The 18,873-nt window shown below is 75.3% G+C and carries 15 protein-coding genes, 2 tRNA genes and 1 riboswitch; of the genes, 11 read left to right on the top strand and 6 right to left on the bottom strand.

All coding sequences use genetic code 11. The annotated features are described in order from the left end of the window. Positions 1-91: 91 nt before the first annotated feature. Positions 92-2,251 (bottom strand): asparagine synthase-related protein, encoded by a 2,160-nt coding sequence (locus ACFC1T_RS28150; RefSeq protein WP_375892925.1) that lies wholly within the window; start codon positions 2,249-2,251, stop codon positions 92-94. 770 nt (positions 2,252-3,021) lie between these two features. Between ACFC1T_RS28150 and ACFC1T_RS28145 the strand changes: the two genes are divergently transcribed. The 9 genes from ACFC1T_RS28145 to ACFC1T_RS28105 all read left to right on the top strand — a co-directional run bounded on the left by ACFC1T_RS28145 (position 3,022) and on the right by ACFC1T_RS28105 (position 13,408). Continuing rightward, positions 3,022-4,449 carry an MFS transporter gene (locus tag ACFC1T_RS28145; RefSeq protein ID WP_375892924.1) on the top strand — a complete coding sequence of 476 codons (1,428 nt, stop codon included), beginning with the start codon at positions 3,022-3,024 and terminating at the stop codon, positions 4,447-4,449. A gap of 87 nt (positions 4,450-4,536) precedes the next feature. After that, positions 4,537-4,598 (top strand) — tRNA-Ser (locus tag ACFC1T_RS28140). A gap of 433 nt (positions 4,599-5,031) precedes the next feature. Next, entirely contained in the window at positions 5,032-6,609 is a 1,578-nt protein-coding gene (locus ACFC1T_RS28135; RefSeq protein ID WP_375892922.1) for a TROVE domain-containing protein, read from the top strand. Positions 6,610-7,084: 475 nt separating this feature from the next. Further along, positions 7,085-8,320, top strand: a complete 1,236-nt coding sequence (lhgO, locus tag ACFC1T_RS28130; RefSeq protein WP_375892938.1) for an L-2-hydroxyglutarate oxidase — start codon at positions 7,085-7,087, stop codon at positions 8,318-8,320. Positions 8,321-8,424: 104 nt separating this feature from the next. Next, positions 8,425-9,255, top strand: a complete 831-nt coding sequence (gene trmB / locus ACFC1T_RS28125; protein WP_375892920.1) for a tRNA (guanosine(46)-N7)-methyltransferase TrmB — start codon at positions 8,425-8,427, stop codon at positions 9,253-9,255. A gap of 116 nt (positions 9,256-9,371) precedes the next feature. Continuing rightward, the gene (locus tag ACFC1T_RS28120) at positions 9,372-10,688 is read left to right on the top strand and encodes a PrsW family intramembrane metalloprotease (RefSeq protein WP_375892919.1); all 1,317 of its coding nucleotides are present in this window, start codon (positions 9,372-9,374) and stop codon (positions 10,686-10,688) included. Positions 10,689-10,775: 87 nt separating this feature from the next. Then, positions 10,776-10,849 (top strand) — tRNA-Met (locus ACFC1T_RS28115). 197 nt (positions 10,850-11,046) lie between these two features. Next, complete coding sequence (locus ACFC1T_RS28110) at positions 11,047-11,874, top strand: hypothetical protein (RefSeq protein WP_375892917.1); 828 nt, start codon at positions 11,047-11,049, stop codon at positions 11,872-11,874. Between the two features lie 400 nt (positions 11,875-12,274). Continuing rightward, positions 12,275-13,408: a hypothetical protein gene (locus ACFC1T_RS28105; RefSeq protein ID WP_375892915.1), complete on the top strand. Its 1,134-nt coding sequence runs from the start codon at positions 12,275-12,277 to the stop codon at positions 13,406-13,408. Here the strand turns inward: ACFC1T_RS28105 and ACFC1T_RS28100 are convergent. From ACFC1T_RS28100 to ACFC1T_RS28085, 4 genes are all read right to left on the bottom strand, one after another. Further along, positions 13,405-13,866 (bottom strand): GNAT family N-acetyltransferase, encoded by a 462-nt coding sequence (locus ACFC1T_RS28100; RefSeq protein WP_375892913.1) that lies wholly within the window; start codon positions 13,864-13,866, stop codon positions 13,405-13,407. The genes ACFC1T_RS28105 and ACFC1T_RS28100 overlap by 4 nt on opposite strands. A gap of 36 nt (positions 13,867-13,902) precedes the next feature. Further along, positions 13,903-14,649, bottom strand: coding sequence for a hypothetical protein (locus ACFC1T_RS28095; protein WP_375892912.1), 747 nt, complete (start codon positions 14,647-14,649; stop codon positions 13,903-13,905). A 158-nt stretch (positions 14,650-14,807) separates the two neighbouring features. Further along, on the bottom strand, positions 14,808-15,551 hold the full coding sequence (locus ACFC1T_RS28090) for a sensor domain-containing protein (RefSeq protein ID WP_375892910.1): 744 nt from the start codon (positions 15,549-15,551) through the stop codon (positions 14,808-14,810). Positions 15,552-15,664: 113 nt separating this feature from the next. Next, the gene (locus ACFC1T_RS28085) at positions 15,665-16,291 is read right to left on the bottom strand and encodes a GNAT family N-acetyltransferase (RefSeq protein WP_375892909.1); all 627 of its coding nucleotides are present in this window, start codon (positions 16,289-16,291) and stop codon (positions 15,665-15,667) included. Positions 16,292-16,333: 42 nt separating this feature from the next. Between ACFC1T_RS28085 and ACFC1T_RS28080 the strand changes: the two genes are divergently transcribed. Further along, positions 16,334-17,257 carry a hypothetical protein gene (locus ACFC1T_RS28080; protein ID WP_375892907.1) on the top strand — a complete coding sequence of 308 codons (924 nt, stop codon included), beginning with the start codon at positions 16,334-16,336 and terminating at the stop codon, positions 17,255-17,257. A gap of 57 nt (positions 17,258-17,314) precedes the next feature. Here ACFC1T_RS28080 and ACFC1T_RS28075 read toward each other — a convergent pair whose 3' ends face one another. Further along, on the bottom strand, positions 17,315-18,178 hold the full coding sequence (locus ACFC1T_RS28075; protein ID WP_375892905.1) for a M23 family metallopeptidase: 864 nt from the start codon (positions 18,176-18,178) through the stop codon (positions 17,315-17,317). Positions 18,179-18,190: 12 nt separating this feature from the next. Beyond that, positions 18,191-18,349: riboswitch (cyclic di-AMP (ydaO/yuaA leader) on the bottom strand. Positions 18,350-18,545: 196 nt separating this feature from the next. Between ACFC1T_RS28075 and ACFC1T_RS28070 the strand changes: the two genes are divergently transcribed. Further along, on the top strand, positions 18,546-18,836 hold the full coding sequence (locus tag ACFC1T_RS28070; RefSeq protein WP_375892903.1) for a YiaA/YiaB family inner membrane protein: 291 nt from the start codon (positions 18,546-18,548) through the stop codon (positions 18,834-18,836). The last annotated feature ends 37 nt before the right edge of the window (positions 18,837-18,873 follow it).

Below are 18,873 nucleotides of genomic sequence, written 5' to 3'. Positions count from 1 at the left end.
GGCGGGGCGGGGCGGGGTCGGGGGGTGGATTCGGGCGGGCCGGGGGCTGGGGGCTGGGCAGGACGAGCGGGGCGGCCCGGCGGCTGTGGGGTCAGGGGGTGAGGGCCGGGGGTTGGGGGCGGGGGAGCCCGGTCCAGCAGGCGCCGTGGCGGCGGGCGCGGAGGCGGCGGAGCCAGAGTTCGGTGGAGACGAGGTCGGCCAGGCCGGCCAGGGCGGCCGGGGAGAGCGGGGTGGCGGGGTCGGTGGAGTGGGCGAGGCCGGCGCGGACGGCGGGGAGGTCGATGAGGCCGGCCTCGGCGAGCAGGGGGGCGTCGAAGAGCTCGGCGAGGCCGTCGGCGGCGAGGCGCAGGCCGGCCCGGGTGGGGGCGGTGCGGTCGGGGCGGGGGCCGCGGCCCCAGTCGGGGGGCAGGTCGGTGCGGCCGGCGCCGGTGAGGACGGCGTGCAGGAGGGCGTGCCGGGCGCCGGGCTGGAGGCGGACGTCGTCGGGGAGCAGCCTGGCGGCGCGGACCACCTGGTTGTCGAGGAAGGGCGCGTGCAGCCGCTGGCCGGGCCGTTCGGCGGCGTGCAGGAGCGTGCGGTAGGAGCGTGCCTGGCGGTAGAGGGCGTGCCGGGCCCGGTGCGCGCCCGGGTGTTCCTCGGGCGCCGGTCGGCGCGCCGCCAGCCGCAGTCGGAGGGCGACCGAGGAGAGCGCCTCGTCGGAGAGCCAGCGGGCGGCCGGGCCGGGGACGCACCAGGCGAGGTCGACGGCCGAGCGGTCGCCCGCGGTGCCGCCGCCGTCGGGGACGTGCCGGGCGGTCAGCTTGGCGGCGGCCTCGTCCAGTGCCTCGGCGTAGCGGACCCGGGAGAGCCGGTGGGCGGCCCGGACCACGGTGAGCGGGGTGCGCAGCGCGCCGGTCAGCACCCCCGCGGCGGCCCGGTCGGCACCGGCCAGGGCCGCGACCGGGGGCAGCAGTTCGCGGGGCCGGCCGGCCCGGATCAGGTCGGCGAGCCGGGCCGGGTGGCCGTCCAGGACCTGGCGGGCGCCGTAGCCGGTGAGGTGGTCGGTGCCGCCGGCGTCGAAGCGGGCTCCGGCCCGGGCGGCGGCGACGAGTTCGGGGCCGGGCTCGTCGGTGAGCGGGCCGGACTGCGGGTCGGTGCGCAGGACCGCGTACGGGAGGGTGTCGGGGCCGGGGTCGAGCACGGTGTGCCGCAGCCGCGGGGTGTCGGGGGCGAGCGCGAGGCTGGTGGGCGCTTCGGTCTCGCCGAGCGTGACGGCGGCCAACTGCTCGGGGGCGGAGGGGCCCTGGGCGGCCTCCCGGGCCCAGGAGCCCTTGACCGCGCCGCTCCTGGCCCCGGCGGCACTCCGGCCGCCGGTCGCGGCCGGCCCCGTCGACGCACCCGGAGCACCGGCCGGCACCGGCGGCAGCGGCACGGCGGCCGCGAGCAGGGCCACGGTGGCGGAGGCCGTCCCGTACGAGAGGTCGACGCCGAGCCGGGCGCGCCCGGCCGGGTCGGTGGCCGGGGCGGGGGTACGGACCCGGGAGCGGACGGACTCCAGCAGGGCGCGGGTGAGTTCGCGGATGGCGGGGGCCTCGTCGCGGGGCTGTTCGGCGCCGGGCGGCTCGTCGTAGGCGTCGAGGTACGGGCGGCCGCCGCGGACGGCGAGCACGTGGCCGGGCGGCACCCGCTGGACGCCCAGGTACGGCGTGCCGGTGCCGAGCGCCTCCGGGGACTCCGGGCAGGCGAGCCGGGCGGCGAGGTGGCCGGTGTCCAGCGCGGCGCCGACCAGGTCGGCGAGCGGAAGGGCGGCGGTGGCGTACGCGGTACCGCCGGCCCAGGGGGTGTGGAAGACCGGCTGGGCGCCGGCGAGGTCGGTGAGCAGCAGGGTGGAGCGGGTGCCGGTGCGCAGCACGACGGTGTAGCTGCCGGGCCAGGCGGTGAGGTGGCGGACGGCGCCGCCGCGGGCGGCGGCGAGGCCGGCGGCGAGTTCGGCGTCGGTGGCGCCGCAGTGGCCGAGGACGGCGAGCCGGGTGGTGGCGGGGGTGTCCTCGACCGGGTCGGGGGTGGTAGGGCCGGTGGTGACGACGGGGCGGGCGCCGGGGCGGAGGGTGACCAGGCGGATCTCCTCGGGCCGCCAGTCGCCCACGGCCCAGAGCGGGTTGGGGCCGGTCCACAGGGGGCGGGCGGCGATCGGGGCGACCGTGGCGAGGGCCTCGTGCACCGGCGCGCCCGGCCGGGGCGTGCCCGTGCTCCAGCCCGTCAGCCACCGCATCGCGCCTCCACCGGACGAGGACCTGCACTCGCGCGGCGCGTCCGGCGCCGGGCGGGCGGCCGGGTGGGTGCCGGGGGCGGCCCGTGGGCGCGTCCGGGCGTGCCCGCGTTCCGGCGCGCCGTCTGGAGACATCGTGCCACCACCGGGCGCTGCCGGGGCCGGTGTTGTCGGTTCCGCTTCCGTTTCGACGGGCCCGGCGCGGGTGTCGGGCGCGGGAAGGCGAAGGGGCCGGGCGCGGGGAGGCGGCCAGGACGGCGACGGGGGCGGGGTCGGGGGGTGGATTCGGGCGGGCCGGGCCTCCCCCTCCCCGGCCCGGACCGCCCGGGCGCACGCCCTTGACATGGGCATCGCGAGATGGCCGAAAGGCGTCGCCCCGCCCGGGAGGGCATCCGCATGCCCTCCCGGACTTCGCCGCCACCCGCGGGGATTGAGGCGGCGGCGTCCCCCGGCCCGCCGGGTCCTCGACGGCGGGCCGACCCACGACCACCAGCGAATCGCCGAGCAGCCGGTCGGGCCAGGGGGCACGGCCGGGCGCACGTGAACACGGGACCGGAGCACGACGCTCCGGCGCACGGCGCGGCCGAACCGCTCCGGGTGGTCCGGACCAACCCCCGCGGCGGCCCGGCGCCGCGCCGCCGGGTGCGCGATCCCGCCATCCGGAATGCGGCCTCTTAACCGTCGGAACGCGTCCGACTACTCTAGGTACAGCAGCTACGGCCCGGTGCCGCCCGGGCCCCGCGCACAAGGCCGCAGGAGGTGCCGCCGCCACCATGACCGTCAGCCCACGAGGACCGAACGAACGGCTCGGCACGCTCCTGACCCTCGCCCAGATCAGCAACGCCGGACTGGCCCGAAGGGTCAACGACCTTGGCGCGCAACGCGGTTTGACGCTGCGGTACGACAAGACCTCGGTCGCCCGCTGGGTCAGCAAGGGCATGGTCCCGCAGGGGCCCGTCCCGCACCTGATCGCCACCGCGATCGGCGGCAAGCTCGGCCGGCCCGTCCCGCTGGAGGAGATCGGCCTGGGCGACACCGACCCGGCGCCCGAACTCGGCCTGGCCTTCCCGCGCGAGGTGGCCGACGCGGTGCGCTCGGCCACCGACCTGTTCCGGGTCGACCTCGACCTGCGCCGCGGGCCCGGCGGCGGCCGCTGGAGCGACAGCCTGGCCGGCACCTTCTCGGTCGCCGCGTACGCCACGCCCGTCTCCCGCTGGCTGATCAACCCGGCGGACGGCTCGGTGGCCCGCGACGTGCCGCGCTCCCCCAGCGAGAACTCCTCGTACCGGGTCGGCCACTCGGACGCGGTCAAGCTCCGCGAGGCCGCCCAGGAGGCCCGCCGCTGGGACTCCAAGTACGGCGGCGGGGACTGGCGTTCGTCGATGGTGCCGGAGTGCCTGCGGGTGGAGGCGGCGCCGCTGCTGCTGGCCTCGTACAGCGACGCGGTCGGCCGGGCGCTGTTCGGCGCGACCGCCGAACTGACCAGGCTGGCCGGGTGGATGGCCTTCGACACCGGCCAGCACGAGGCCGCCCAGCGGTACTACATCCAGGCCCTGCGGCTCGCCCGGGCCGCCGCCGACGTGCCGCTCGGCGGCTACGTGCTGGCCTCGATGAGCCTCCAGGCCGGCTACCGGGGCTTCGCCGAGGAGGCCGTCGACCTCGCCCAGGCCGCGCTGGAGCGCAACCGCAGCCTGGCCACCGCCCGGACCATGAGCTTCTTCCACCTGGTGGAGGCACGGGCCCAGGCCAAGGCTCGCAACGCGGCAGCGTGCGCGACGGCGCTCGGCGCGGCGGAGAGCGCACTCGAACGAGCACGCGCCGGGGACCCCGATCCGGCGTGGATCGACTTCTACGCCTACGACCGGCTGGCCGCCGACGCCGCCGAGTGCTTCCGCGACCTCGGAGTGCCCTCCAAGGTCCGGCAGTTCACCCGCGAGGCACTGGCCAAGCCCACCGAGGGCTACGTCCGCTCGCACGGCCTGCGGCTGGTGGTCTCGGCGATGGCCGAGGCCGAGGCGGGCAACCTGGACGCCGCGGTCGCCGCCGGCGAGCGCGCCGTCGAGGTGGCCGGCCGGATCTCCTCGCAGCGCAGCCGGGAGTACGTGGTGGAGATGCTGCGGCGGCTGGAGCCCTTCCAGGGCGAACGGCGGGTCCGCGAGCTGACCGAGCGGGCGCGGGCGGTGATCGTCGCTCCGGCGTGACGTCCGAGTGGCGCGGCGTTCGGGCCCGGCGATAAATGGGGTGCACCTGCGGGAGGGGACTGGATATGTTCTCTCTCGTCCAGGTGCGCAGGCGGAGGTTACTTCCACTCTTAATGGGCGTGTCGCGGGTTCGAGTCCCGCCACCGGTACTTTCGCACCGGTGTAGCTCAGTTGGCAGAGCAGCTATGTCACCTCAGCCGTCCTTGAACTCTGGACACCCATACCTGAATAGAATTCCGCACCTCCCGGTGCGCCGGCAGCGGTTACTTCTGTGGAGTGCCCCTTCGACGGGGTGCGTTGAAGCAAACCCAAAAACCGCAGCCGAATCCATTGATCTCGGGAGGCAGCTGCGCTTCGGAGTGCCCGGTGCGCAGGCGGGGGTTACTTCGGATCTTGTGGTTCCGGGTTCAAATCCCGGGCGTGCCGTGCGCGAGCGCGGCCGCTAGCTCAATCCGGTAGAGCACAAGGCATATACCTCCGCCGACGTCGGTCGTCGTTCGACGACCGGCACGATCTCGGGCACCCCAGCCGCAGCATGCCTCCCTCCCGCTGACGACCGAGCACGCCGAGGGGGGCTGCAGCATGTCCAGGTTCAACATCCGCAAGACCAAGGCCAGTCCGAAGTCACCGGTGACCACGACCGGGAAGCGCACCACCAACCACAACGGCGGCGTCGGGTTCGCCCGGGACGCCAAGTCCGAACTCTTCCTCCTCGCCGTGGCCAACATGGTCGGGCAGGACACCTTCTACGAGCGCGGCGGCGCCCGCGACGACCGCTACACCGCGCTGGTGCGCGAACTCGCCGTCAGCGACCCGGAGTGGACCCTCGGGCTGCTGCGCTGGCTGCGGTACGGCGCGCAGCTGCGCACCGCCGCGCTGGTCGGCGCCGCCGAGTTCACCCGGGCCCGGCTGGACGCCGGTGCCCACGGGCACTCCCGGCAGGCCGTCGACGCCGTGCTGCGGCGGGCCGACGAGCCCGGTGAGCTGCTCGCGTACTGGACCTCGCGCTACGGCCGGGCGCTGCCCAAGCCGCTCAAGCGCGGCGTCGCGGACGCGGTGCGGCGGCTGTACGACGCCCGCGCGCTGCTCAAGTACGACACCGCGGGCAAGGGCTACCGCTTCGGCGACGTCCTGGAGCTGACCCACCCGGCACCGGACCCGGCCAAGCCCTGGCAGGGCGCCCTGTTCCAGTACGCGCTGGACCGCCGGCACCGGCCGGAGGAGGCCGTCCCGCCCGCCGTCGACCAGATGCTGACCGCCAACCGCGAGCTGCTCGCGCTGCCCGTCGGGGAGCGCCGGGCGGCCGTGACGGCGGAGGACGGCGCGGAGCGGCTGGCCGCCGCCGGGCTGACCTGGGAGGCGTTGGCGGGCTGGCTGCAGGGTCCGATGGACGCCGCGGTCTGGGAGGCGGTCATCCCGTCCATGGGCCCGATGGCGCTGGTGCGGAACCTGCGCAACTTCGATCAGGCGGGGGTGTCGGACGCGGTCGCGGCCGAGGTGGCCCGGCGGGTCTCCGACCGGGGAGAGGTGCGGCGCTCGCGCCAGTTCCCGTTCCGCTACCTGGCCGCGTACCGGCACGCGCCCTCGCTGCGGTGGGGGCACGCGCTGGAGACGGCGCTCGGCCACTCGCTCGCCAACGTGCCCGAGCTGCCCGGCCGGACGCTGGTCCTGGTCGACCGCTCCGGCTCGATGTTCGACCGGCCCAGCGCGCAGACCCAGCTCAACCGGGCGGACTCGGCGGCGATCTTCGGCACCGCGTTGAAGGTGCGGGCGGCCGAGGCGGACCTGGTCGAGTTCGGCAGCGTCAGCCGGGTGGTCGAGGTCGGCCGCGGGGAGGCGGTGCTGCGGGTGCTGGGGCGCTTCTCCAACCTCGGCGGCACCAACACCGCCCAGGCCGTCCGGGACCACTACCGGGGCCACGACCGGGTGGTGATCATCACCGACGAGCAGCCCGGCGCCGGGTACGGGGGCAGCGATCCGCTCACCGCCGTACCGGCCCACGTGCCCGTCTACACCTGGAACCTGGCCGGCTACGCCACGGGCCACGGCCCGAGCGGCGGTGCCAACCGGCACACCTTCGGCGGCCTGAGCGACGCGGCCTTCCGGCTGATCCCCCTGCTGGAGGCGGGGACCGACGCCGGCTGGCCCTGGGAGGTCTGACCACGACGCGGCCGGACGGGGGCGGCGGCGACGCGCGGAGCCGGGGGGCTCTGCGCGGCGGCGCCACGGCCGCACAGAGGGGGGCGCGGCGCGCGGAGCCGGGGGGCTCTGCGCACCGCACCACGGCCGGTCCGGGGGGACCGGCCGATGCCCCGGGGGGCGAGGTGGGCGGCAGGACACTGCCGCCCACCTCGGCATGCCCCGGGCCGACCGGACGAAGGACGAACCCACGACCGGACGAAGGCCGGACCGACGAAGGACGACCGGACGAGGGTCGAACGGACGAAGGACGCGTACCCGCGCAGCGGAGCCTTGACGGGCCGACCGCCGCGCGACGTCCGCCCCGCCCGTCACGCGGTCTCGACCCCCGCCCGGAGCCGTGGCAGCATCTGCGGCGGAAGCCGGGGCGGGGGCGACGCACGCCGCCCGTACCGGCTTCGGCGACGGCGACCCGGCGGTGGACGAGGAGCGCAGCGTGGCGGACGACTTCGATGTCCTGGTGGTCGGCGGCGGGATCGTCGGGCTGGCCACGGCGTACGCCCTGACCCGGGCCAGGCCCGGGCTGCGGCTGGCGGTGCTGGAGAAGGAGAACGGCTTCGCGGCGCACCAGACCGGGCGCAACAGCGGGGTGATCCACAGCGGCGTGTACTACCGCCCCGGCTCGTACAAGGCCCGCTTCGCGGTCGCCGGCGCCGCCGAGATGGTCGAGTTCTGCCGTGAGCACGGCCTCCCGTACGAGGTCACCGGCAAGCTGATCGTGGCGACCGAGGACGCCGAACTGCCCCGGCTGGCGGCGCTGGCCGAACGCGGGCGGGCGAACGGCATCCCGGTCACCGAGCTGGACCGGGCCGGGATCGCCCGGTACGAGCCGGCCGTGGTCGGGCGGGCCGGGCTGCACGTCGGCACCACCGGCATCTGCGACTTCCCGGCGGTCGCCACGGCCTACGCCCGGCTGGCCCGGGAGGCGGGCGCCGAACTGCGGCCCGGCACGGCGGTGCGGGCGGTGGCCCGGCGCCGGGACGGGGTGACGGTCGGCACCTCCGGCGGGGAGCTGCGCTGCGGGGTGCTGGTGAACTGCGCCGGGCTGCACAGCGACCGGATCGCCCGGCTGGCCGGGGACGACCCGGGGGTGCGGATCGTCCCGTTCCGCGGGGAGTACTACGAACTGGCCGAGCACCGGCGGGACTTGGTCCGCGGCCTGGTGTACCCGGTGCCCGACCCGGCCTTCCCGTTCCTCGGGGTGCACCTCACCCGGGGCATCCACGGGGACGTCCACGTCGGCCCGAACGCGGTGCCCGCGCTGGCCCGCGAGGGGTACGACTGGCGGACCGTCCGCCCGGGCGACCTGGCCGAGACCCTCGCCTTCCCCGGCACCTGGCGGATCCTGCGGCGGCACTGGCGGTACGAGGTCGGCGAGTTGCACCGCTCGTTGTCCAAGCGGGCGTTCACCGCCGCCGTCCGACGGCTGCTGCCCGCCGTCACCGCCGCCGACCTGGTGCCGGCCACGGCCGGGGTGCGGGCCCAGGCGGTGGCCCGGGACGGCTCGCTGCTGGACGACTTCGCCTTCGCCGGCTTCGACCCGGCGGACCCGCGCTCCCCGCGCCGGGCGGTGCACGTGCTGAACGCCCCCTCCCCCGCGGCGACGGCCTCGCCGCCGATCGGCCGCGAGGTGGCCCGCCGGGCCCTGGCCGCCCTGGAGGCCGGCGGCTGAGCCCGCCGCCGTACCGGCCCGGCGGAGCGCGCGGCCCCGGCCCGGATGAGCCCCGTCACACACCCCTCCGGGTGCCCCGCGCGGCCCCGTAGACTCGGTTGATTGTGACTTCCACCGCCCCGATCCCCCAGCAATCGCCGTCCGCCCGGCTGTCCGCGGCGCCGGCCGCCTACCCCGCGCCGATGTACCCGCACAAGGCCACCGAGGAACAGCACCGGGAGCGGCGGATCCGCAGCTTCCAGCCGCGCCGGGGCCGGATGACCAACGCCCAGGCGGGCGCCCTGGACCGGAGCTGGGAGACGTACGGCGTCCCGATCGACGGCACCCCGCTCGACCTCGCTGAGCTGTTCGACGGTCTGCCGGTCACCCTGGAGATCGGCTTCGGCATGGGCGAGACCACCGCCGCGATGGCCGCCGCCGACCCGTCGACCGGCATCCTGGCCGCCGACGTGCACACCCCCGGCCACGGCAACCTGCTCGGCCTGCTGGAGCGGGACGGTTCGCGGAACGTCCGGCTGGCCGCCGGGGACGCGATCATCCTGCTGCGCGACATGCTGCCGGACGCCTCGCTGAACGGCCTGCGGGTCTACTTCGCCGACCCGTGGCCGAAGCCCAAGCACCACAAGCGCCGACTGGTCCAGCCGTCCTTCCTCGACCTGGTGCTGCCCCGGCTCGCCCCGGGCGCCCTGGTGCACTGCGCGACCGACTGGGAGCCGTACGCGGAGCAGATGCTGACGGTGCTGTCCGCCTCTCCCGAGCTGGAGAACCTGCACCCCGAGGGTGACGGGACCGGCTGGCTGGAGCCCGCGGACCACCCGGACGGCAGCGTCCCCGGCTACGCGCCCCGACCGGACTGGCGGCCGGTCACCAAGTTCGAGCGGGCCGGGATCGCCAAGGGCCACGTGGTGCACGACCTGCTGTTCCGCCGCCGCTGACCCGTCGGCAGCCGTTCGAACGGGCCGCGGCGGGCTGACCGGCCGGTCGCGGCCGGGACGAACGGTTCGTCCCGAGTCCTCCCGACGGGCCGCCGCCGTGGCCTACCCTGAGCCGCATGGGCAGCCCGCCCGGCGGCGGGCCCCGGGCGACCGCCCGCACCGCCGCCGACGCACCGGGTACGGTCCCGCGCACCGGCGTCACCCGGACCATCCCGGGGCCGCGGAGGCGCCGGGCCGACCGGCTGCTGTCCCGGCCCGGCGGCACGGCACCGGCCGCCCCGGCCACCCTCGTCGCCGGTCGGCTCCCGGCCGGCCCGACCACGGGTCGCGTCCGCTCGCTGGCGCTCTCCTCCGTCACCACCTCCGCCGTCCTGACCCTGGCCTGCTGCGGGGTGCTGATCCTGCACCTGGTCCAGCGGCAGACCGGCACCGTCGGACTGCTGGTGGGGCTGGGCCTGGCGATGGTGCCGCTGCCCTTCGTGCTGGGCGGCCTGGCCTGGCTCAACCTGACCGCCCGGGTGCCGCTGCGGCACACCGTGTTCTGCCTCGGCTGGGGCGCCTGCGCGGCCACCACGATCGCGATCCTCGCCAACAACTGGACCGCCGACTACCTGACCGCCCACCACCACGCCTTCGGCGGGCTGCTCGGCTCCGGCGTCGCCACCCCGGTGATCGAGGAGAGCGCCAAGGCCACCGCCCTGCTGGTGCTGCTGCTGCCGCTCGGCCAGCGGCTGCGCTGCCACGGCCGCCGCTCCGGCCGCCCCTGCGCGCCGCTGCTGCACCGGGCGCCCGCGCCCCGGCGCCCCCGCCCGTACCAGCGCCGCCCGGCCGGACCGCACGCCCGGGGCCGGCTGCGGCTCCGCCCGTACCTGCGGCCCCTGCCCTACCTGCGCCCGGCCCCGGGCACCCCGGGCACCCCGGGCGCCGCGCACCGCCGCTCCCGGCCGCGCACCCTGGCCGCCGGGATGGTGCTCGGCGGGATGACGGCCTGCGGCTTCGCCTTCACCGAGAACGCCCTCTACCTGGGCCGGGCCTTCACCACCGACCAGCGCAACCGACTGGACAGCATCGGCCTGGGCGATCCGCCCAGCCTGCGCGACTTCGACAGCACCGTGCAGACCTTCGTCCTGCGCGCCCTGCTCTCCCCGTTCGCCCACCCGCTGTTCACCGCGCTCACCGGGATCGGCCTGGCCGTCGCCCTGACCACCGGGCGGCGCTGGCTGGCCCGGCTGGCCGCACCCGCCGGACTGCTGCTGGCGATCGTGCTGCACGGCACCTGGAACGCCGCCGCCGACCTGGGGACGGACGGGTTCCTGGTGGTCTACGCGGTGCTGATGGTGCCCTGCTTCGCAGCCCTGGTCGGCTTCGCGCTCTGGGCCAGGGCCCGGGCCGCACGGCACGGCGGGCGGTCCGGGGAGCGACACGGAAGGTGATTTTCCGGCGACGCAGGGTGAGTTGGGGCCGTCCTGCAGAACCGATTTCCCATCTCGGCGACTTCCCCGTATTGTTGTGTTCACCGACGCGGGGTGGAGCAGCTCGGTAGCTCGCTGGGCTCATAACCCAGAGGTCGCAGGTTCAAATCCTGTCCCCGCTACTCAGTAGCCGAAAGGGCCCGGAGGATTCGTCCTCCGGGCCCTTTCGTTTTCCCGCCACACCCAGGGCACGGTCCCGCCACGAAGCGGTAACGGCACCCCGTTTTCAAGATCTGCTGTCAGACCGCTCCCCCATACTGAGGAAAATTTCATCCAAGTGGGGGGCGGCGGGACCGTTCCCTGGATAAGGAACGACCTCATGCTGTCGAAGCGCCTGGCGAGCACCGCCGCGATCTGCCTCCTCCTGGGAGCCGGCACGGCCGCCTGTGGCGACAACAAGGACTCGGACAAGGCCGCGGCGCCCGCGACCACCACCGCCGTGGCGGCCGCGACTCCGACCGCCACGCCGACTCCGACTCCGACCGTGGCGAAGCTCGACACGGACAAGCTGACCGCCCAGGAGATCGAGAAGAAGGCCAAGGACGCGCTGGCCGGCGCCACGTCGCTCAGGATCAGCGGCAAGATGGCGAGCGACGAGGGCGAGATGACCATCAACATGGTCATGGACTCGAAGGGCGCGTGCCAGGGCAGCATGGCGCTGCCCGGGATGGGCTCCTTCGAGCTCCTCAGCGACGGCAAGCAGTACTTCCTCAAGCCGGACGCCCAGTTCTGGAAGACCTTCGGCGGGCCGAAGGGCGACGCGGTCGCCGAGGTGTTCAAGGGCCGCTACCTGACCGGCTTCCAGGACGACCCGAAGATGAAGGACCTGACCGACTTCTGCAAGCTCACCGACGCGAGCAACCAGATGCTCGACGACGGCTCCAGCACCCCCACCAAGGGCAGCGCCGGCACCGTCAACGGGGTGAAGACGTTCAGCCTCCGACAGAAGGACGACAAGGGCGAGGAGTCGCTGCTCCACATCGCCACCGAGGGCAAGTTCTACCCGGTGCGGATGGAGAAGACCACCGGCTCCGACAAGGGCCAGGTCGACTTCACCGACTACGACAAGCCGGTCACCATCCAGGCCCCGTCGCCCGACAACGTGATCGACTACACCAAGTTCCAGGACAAGGTGAAGGGCGCCTGAGCGGCGCCCGCGAATAATCCGTTGCCCTCCCGACAGGAGGCTGCCTACAGTGGCGGCACACTGAAAGGAGGTGATCCTGAGTTGAGTTCCATCAGGATGTGTGAGGTGGCTGCTCGCTAGAGCCGCCCCTGCCTGCGCAGGATGAGGCCCCTGGCCTCCGGCAGGCGAAATCCACAGCAGTCACCCGACCCGCAGGCTCACCGGTACATCCCCGGTGCCTCGGCGTCAGGCCAGTGCACGGGCCTGCGTCGAGGAGCAGCCTGCGGGTCGTCTGCGTTTCCGGCCGCCCGTCGTAGCCGCGGCACCCCCGGGTCGTTCCCGTGCTGGGGCCGCAGCGCTAGAGTCGGCGCGGCCCCGCGGTGGCGACGGGGCGCAGCGGCGCGGACACAGGGGGTGGGCGATGGCGAGGGTACGGCGACGGGCCGGCGGGTCGGCGCTGCGGACGGCGCAGTGGACGGCCGCCGGGGTGCTGACCGGCACGGGCCTGCTCGGACTGCTGCTGTTCGCGCTCGGCCGGGCCCAGGCCTGGCAGGCGCTCGGCGGCGGCCTGGTGGTGGCCGGCGCCTCGACGGTGCTCGGCGGCGCGCTGGGCTTCCTGTTCGGGGTGCCCCGGGTGAAGAGCGGCTCCGGCGAGCCGCAGGGCTCGTACGCGCCCAACACCAATCTGGAACAGGTCTCCGACTGGCTGACCAAGGTGCTGCTGGGTGTCGGGCTGACCCAGCTCGGCTCGCTCGGTGAACGGCTGCACCAGCTCGGTACGGCGCTGGCGCCCGTGCTGGGCGGGGAGGACGCCGCGGTGCCGTTCGCGGCCGCGCTGGTGCTGTACTTCCTGGTGCTCGGCTTCCTGGCCGGCTGGCTGGTGACCAGGCTGGCGCTGCCCCGGGTGCTGACCGAGACGGACGAGGCGCTGGACCTCTTCCTGGCCGGGCAGGACCGCGACCGGCACGGCGACAAGGTGGGCGCCGACGACCTGCGGGTGCGCGCGATGCAGCAGCTCGGCCTGCTCGGTGGCAGCGCGGAGCAACCCGCCGCGCTGGCCGCCCAGTTGCCGCCGTCCTCGGACTCCCCCGCCGGGCCGGACGGCGTGGTGGCGGAGGTCCGCTCGACCGCGACGCGCTCGGCGCTGACCGCCGACCAGGTGCGGGCCCTGTTCGCGGCCGGCTCGGAGGGCCGCCGGATCCAGGCCCTCGCGCTGATGCAGGGCGATCCCTCGCTGGCGGACCTGCCGAGCGTGCTGGAGGCGATCGAGCACCCCCGCTCGGGGTTCGAGCAGTACCACGCGCTGCTGGCCGCCCGGGGCCTGCTCTCCCGGCTGCCGGGCGCCGAGGCGCAGCGGCTGCGGGACGCGGTGGCGGCGCAGTTGGTCGACCCGCAGGGCATTCCGTACGGGTCGGACCGCAGTTGGCTGGCGGAGAAGATACTGTCCCGGCTCCAGGCGGCGGCCTTCGTCCCCGCGCAGCCGACGCCGACGCCGGTGGCGTCGGCGGCAGTGGCGTCGGCGGCAGTGACCGTCGACCCGCCGGCGAATCCCTAGCCGGTGAACCCCTTTACCGTGAAGCGCAGTTCGGGCTGCGACCAGGGGGTCTTGGGCTGCGGCGGGCGGGTGCCGGTGCGCACGGCGCCCACCTGGAGGTAGAAGCCCTCGGCGGGCGGGTGCGAGACGACCTTGACCGCCGCGATCCCGGCGGCCCGGGCGCGGTCGAGCATGTCGGCGATCAACACCCGTCCGATGCCCAGTCCTTGGGCGTCGTCGGCGACGAACATCAGGTCCAGTTCGGCCGGTTCGTGGATCAGCCCGTAGAAGCCGAGCAGCCGGTCGTCGGTACGGTCCACGGCCATCCGCACCTCGTGGCGCTCGATGTAGTCGGGCCGCACGGCATAGCCGTCGATCATCGCGAAATACGCACCGCGGTAGGCGGCGGAGGCCTGGATCAGCGCGGTGAGCCGGTCGGCGTCGGCGGGCCGGGCGGGCCGGATCGTGGTCTCGCTCATGCGAGCGAGTATAGGGGCCAACCGGCCCAGTGACCATTACAGGAGTATGGCCGGTTCCGGCCCGCGGGGCCGACCCCGGGCGGCCCGGAGCACCAGGACCCCGCTGGTGCGGCCGCCTTCGTGCGGCACCCGGTGGACCTCGCTGGCGATCCGGCGCTCGCCGAGCGCGTACCGCAGCCGGTCGAGGTGGCCGCAGCGGCGGCCGCGACCGTCGTTCAGCGGCTGGACCCGTACCTCCCCGTCCGCGGCCGTCACCCGGACCAGCTCGGCCAGCGCGGCCAGCTGCCGCTCCGGGCCGAACAGTTCGGGGTAGGCGAAGATCAGGTAGCCGCTCAGGGTGAGTGCGAAGGCGCCGTCCGCGAAGGGCAGCCGGGGCAACGCGGCGGCCAGGTAGCACTGCGGGTGGGCGGCCGAGTCGGCGGCGAACAGCCGACGGGCGCGGTCCCAGCTGCGCAGGTAGCGGTCCGGGCGGGCGGGGCGGCGCAAGGGGTACAGCTGCGGGCGGGCCGCCATCGCGACGGCCATCGACGCCCGGGCGGCCCGTGCCCGGGCGGCCAGCTCGGGCGGCGGCAGCGCGTACGCCGGGTCGACGGCGATCACCCGGCAGCCCAGCTCGCGCGCCTCGGCGGCCAGGCCGGACGTACCGCCCGGGCAGTCCAGCAGCGGGCCGGGCAGGGCGGCGAGCCGGGCGCGGGTCAGGCCGAACAGGGCGCAGTACTCGTCCAGCGGACGGGAGGTGACCAGGACGTCCGGGGCCGGCACGGGGGTGGGGGCGGTCGCCACCCGGCCATCCGAACACGGGGCCGCCCCACCCGCATCCGGAAGGCGTCCGGAGCACGGGCGGGGCGGAGGCAAGACAGAGGCAGGGCGGGGCAGAGACGGGGGCGGAGCGTCAGGAAGCGGCGCGTCAGGGAGCGGGCCGGGAGCGAGCGGGCCGGGCCTCAGCGGCCGAGCAGCCCCCGGGTGGCGGCCCGGTTGACGTTGGTCAGGCCGCGGACCAGCCGCGCGGTGAGGAAGATCAGCAGGACCCCGATCGCCGAGAACGCGGCGATCTGCCAGGTGCCCTCCACGTAGTAGGCGTGCCGGACGTGGTGGCTGTCGGTGAAGTCGAACAGCTGGTACCCGTGCCAGGAGGTGTAGCGCGGGAAGACCCAGTGGTAGAGCGGGTAGAGCGCCATCGCCCAGCCGAGCAGCAGGAACGTCAGCGTGAGGCAGAAGCTGAACACCGCCCAGGGGAACATCACCAGCTGGTACAGCGCGGCCTTCCAGCCCGCCCCGTCGGCCAGCCGTGCGGTGATCGAGCCCCAGCTGCCCGGGCGCACCTGCTGCACCGGCGCCGGGCCGGGCACGTCCAGCGCGAGCATCCCGCGCACCCGGGCCCGCTCGGCCCGGCCGAGGCCCCGGGCGGTGCTGGTCAGGGCGGCCAGCACCGGCAGGCCGAGGACGGTGACGAAGGTGCCGACGCCGAGGCAGAACAGGACGATCGCGACGACGAAGCCGACGATCGCGACCGGCAGCCCGGTGAGCGCGTAACCGACCTCGCGGTAGTAGTGCCCGGAGAACGGCGCCCGCCAGAAGCCGGGCGGCTCCTCGGTGCGGCGGGCCCGGGCCGGACGGGCCCCGTCGTCGCCGTAACCGCCCGCGGCGTCCCACCCCTGACCCAGCGTGCTGCCGCTGCTGCTCATCTCCCGGTCCCCGGCCCCTCGTTGTCGTGGTCTTCCGTACTCGCTGACGTGGTCAAGTCTGGCCGAGGCGGGGCCCGGTGGGTATCGGGCCGACCGGCGGATCGGGGGTGGGGTTAACCCCCCTGCCCGGCCTCGCGCCCCTGCCCGGCTCCCGGGCGCGGCGCGGGCGGGCCGGACCACTCGTCGGCGAGCAGCGCGTAGCGGTACGAGTCGCGCCAGGCGCCGCCCTTGTACAGGTCGTGCCGGACGTGCCCCTCCAGCCGGAAGCCGAGTCGGGTGAGCACCTTGGCCGAGGCCGTGTTCTCCACGTCGACCCGGGCGGCCAGCCGGTGCAGGCCGAGCGCCCCGAAGGAGAGCTCGCAGAGCAGTCCGGTGATCTCGCCCGCGTAGCCGCGGCCCCACACCGGGCGGCTCAGCACGTAGCCGAGGCGGGCCGAGCGGTACTCGCCGAGGGTGAGGGCGGCGTGCGCGACCGGCAGCGCGTCCTCCGGGTCCCCGGTGTCCCCGGCGTCCTCGCGCCGGACGACGGCGAGCCGGTAGACGCCCCGCTCCTCGGCCATCGCCTCCTCCAGGTAGAGCTCGATCTGGTCGGCGCAGGTCTCGCGGTCGCGCGGCTCGAAGGGGAGGTAGCGGGTCACCTCCGGGTCGCCGTACAGCGCGTGCAGCGCGTCCACTTCCTCCGGGGTGTGGCGGTACTCGCGGAGGGCGAGTCTGGGGCCGGTGAGGCGTACGGGGACCATGGCTGCCGACCCTACCCGCGTCCGGCGGCTACCGTTCGGAACATGAACGACGAAGACCTGCGGCTCGCCCCGCGCACCAGGGCCGCCGACCTGCTCGCCTGGGCGGCCGGCCAGGACCGCGCGCCGGTGGCCGAAGCGCCGCTGCGCGCGGTGCTGGCGCTGCTGGAGCTGGGCGGGGGCAGGATGCACGACGGCTGGCCCGAACTCACCTCCGACGAGGTGGAGCACCTGCTGTACGAGCGGCTCCACCTCTACGTCCAACCCGCGCCGGAGCAGGACCCGCTCGCCTACGGCGAAGCCGTACGGCTGCTGGTCGACCACCAGCGGGCCGCGAAGCGGCTCAACGCCAAGCGCCAGGAGCGGCTGCACGCCGAGGCCGAGTGGCAGGGCGAGGTCGCGGCCGGGCTGCTGCACCGCGCCGACCTGGTGACCTGGCCCCGGCTGTACGCGGTGCTGCTGCACGCCCACGGGGTGGACGTGACGGACCCGGCGGCCGTCCGGGACTGGCTGGCGGGCTTCGCCGCGCTCGACGAGGAGCAGCGGCTGGCCGGGTACGAGGCGCTGACGACGACCGGCTGGCTGGACGAACCGGACGAGCAGGGCTGGGGGCCGGGCCGGGTGCTGTCCGTCGGCATGGCCACCGACGGCGCGCGGCTGCTGCTGGAGCAGGGCCTGATGCGGCGCAGCTACCGCAACCTGGCCGAGCTGAACGCGCTGGGGCGCCCGATGCCGGACGAACTGACCGGTGGCTTCGAGGAGTTCGAGGCGGCGGCGGCCGAGGCGGCGCTCGACCTGCTCGGCGAATGGACGGTGCCCGGACTGCCGCGCCTGCTGGTGGAGGAGTTCCCGGAGCTCGCGCCGGAGCCGGGGGCGGCCGAGATCGACGCCTACCTGGCGCAGCTGCCCGCGGAGGAGCAGGAGCAGCCGGAGGGGTCGGAGGAGCCTCAGGAGCAGGAGCAGCAGTGAGCCGACGTGGCAGGGCCCCGGGCGTGCGCCGCCGGGGCCCTGCCACGTCCGTCGGTCCTACGGGGTGAGGCCGCGCTGCTGGAGCCAGGTCTCCGGGTCGACCGGGGCGCCGCCGCCGGGGCGGACCTCCAGGTGCAGGTGCGGGCCGGTGACGTTGCCGGTCGCGCCGACCTTGCCGATCTGCTGGCCGGCGGTGACCTTGCCGGAGCCCTTGATGATCGAGGAGAGGTGGCAGTACCAGATCTCGGTGCCGTCGGGCAGGGTCTCGACGATCCGGTAGCCGTACGAGCCGGACCAGCCGGCCGAGGTGACGGTGCCCTGGCCGACGGCGTAGACCGCGGTGCCGGTGTCGGCCGCGAAGTCCAGGCCGGTGTGCAGGTGGGCCCAGTAGCGGGCGCTCTGGCCGTAGTGGGCGGAGAGGTCGTAGTCCTTCACCGGCAGGGTGAGGGCGGCGGCCTTGGCCCGCTCGGCCTCCTCGGCGGCACGCTTGGCCTCCGCCTCCTTGGCGGCGGCCTTGGCCTCGGCCTCCTGGGCGGCCTGGACCCGGGCGCCCTCCTCGGCGGCGGTGCGCTGGCTGTCGGCCTGCTGCTGGATCCGGGCGGCGAGCGCGAGGCCTGGGTCGGCGGCCAGGGCGACCGTCTCGTCCGGGGCCTCGACGGCGGGCGCGGCGGCCGGGGTCGCGGAGGCGAAGCCGGTGGCGCCCAGGGTGGCGGCGACGGCGGTGACGCCGAGCAGCGGGGAGGCGCCGCGGGTCTGACGCGGCATCCGGTGGCGGTTGGCCTCGGCCTCCGGGGCGAACGGCTCGGCCGGTCCGGCGGACCCGCCGTCGCGGGGCTCGGCGCCGTGCGGGCCGGGGTGGTCGAGGAGCTGGGTACCGGCTGCGGGGCCGGCCGGGTGTGCCGGGGTGTGCGTCGACGCCACGGAGGCGCGCTCCTTTCCTTCCTTCGCGCCTACCGGGTTAGCTGACGGGTTCGGAGCAGGAAGGTCTCCTACGGCCGGGCCGGAGCCCCGCCGATTCACCCCAAGGAACGTGGTTCCCCGGCTCCCTGACCTGCCCGGAGGCCGGTCGGTGGGATTAGGCGACGGCGCACGGTGCCGTCTGGGTACGGCATTGACGACCGCGCTGCGTTATCAGACGTTAATCCTAGGACGCTCCGATTCCAAGCCATCCGCTCGGGGCCGCTGGGGAACAGGTGATCGGACGTCAACGAACGACCCCTCAGCCACCCGGTCCATCTGAGTACTCCTACTCATGTGCGACCCGGCCGCCCCGCCGCATCCTGGCGCCATGAGCACACCGATGCAGTCACGGACCACGGCCGCGTACTTCGTCCAGGCCGTCCTCTCCTTCGCCCTCTCCGGCACCGCCCTCGCCGCCGGGATCGCCTACCTGCCGGTCGGCGGCTGGACCCGGGCCTTCCTCGGGATCGGCCTCCTCTACACCGTCACCTCCTCGTTCACGCTGGCCAAGGTGGTCCGGGACCGGCAGGAGTCCTCGGACACCGTCGCCCGGGTCGACCAGGCCCGGCTGGAGAAGCTGCTCAGCGAGCACGACCCCTTCCGGGTCGAGGGGGCGTGAACGGAAGAGCGCCCCCGGTACCGGCCGGACGCTTGAC

The sequence above is a fragment of the Kitasatospora sp. NPDC056076 genome (assembly GCF_042266305.1).
Classification (GTDB): domain Bacteria; phylum Actinomycetota; class Actinomycetes; order Streptomycetales; family Streptomycetaceae; genus Kitasatospora.
The sequence above is the reverse complement of the archived record's forward strand: the minus strand, read 5'-3'. Positions and strand labels throughout refer to the sequence as shown.

Excerpts from the sequence above, each read along its gene's own strand:
- ACFC1T_RS28100 (WP_375892913.1), bottom strand. The coding sequence starts at position 13,866 with ATGAGCGAGACCACGATCCGGCCCGCCCGGCCCGCCGACGCCGACCGG.
- ACFC1T_RS28110 (WP_375892917.1), top strand. The coding sequence starts at position 11,047 with ATGCTGTCGAAGCGCCTGGCGAGCACCGCCGCGATCTGCCTCCTCCTG.
- ACFC1T_RS28070 (WP_375892903.1), top strand. The coding sequence starts at position 18,546 with ATGAGCACACCGATGCAGTCACGGACCACGGCCGCGTACTTCGTCCAG.
- ACFC1T_RS28120 (WP_375892919.1), top strand. The coding sequence starts at position 9,372 with ATGGGCAGCCCGCCCGGCGGCGGGCCCCGGGCGACCGCCCGCACCGCC.
- ACFC1T_RS28085 (WP_375892909.1), bottom strand. The coding sequence starts at position 16,291 with ATGGTCCCCGTACGCCTCACCGGCCCCAGACTCGCCCTCCGCGAGTAC.
- ACFC1T_RS28150 (WP_375892925.1), bottom strand. The coding sequence starts at position 2,251 with ATGCGGTGGCTGACGGGCTGGAGCACGGGCACGCCCCGGCCGGGCGCG.
- ACFC1T_RS28135 (WP_375892922.1), top strand. The coding sequence starts at position 5,032 with ATGTCCAGGTTCAACATCCGCAAGACCAAGGCCAGTCCGAAGTCACCG.
- ACFC1T_RS28145 (WP_375892924.1), top strand. The coding sequence starts at position 3,022 with ATGACCGTCAGCCCACGAGGACCGAACGAACGGCTCGGCACGCTCCTG.
- ACFC1T_RS28090 (WP_375892910.1), bottom strand. The coding sequence starts at position 15,551 with ATGAGCAGCAGCGGCAGCACGCTGGGTCAGGGGTGGGACGCCGCGGGC.
- ACFC1T_RS28080 (WP_375892907.1), top strand. The coding sequence starts at position 16,334 with ATGAACGACGAAGACCTGCGGCTCGCCCCGCGCACCAGGGCCGCCGAC.
- ACFC1T_RS28105 (WP_375892915.1), top strand. The coding sequence starts at position 12,275 with ATGGCGAGGGTACGGCGACGGGCCGGCGGGTCGGCGCTGCGGACGGCG.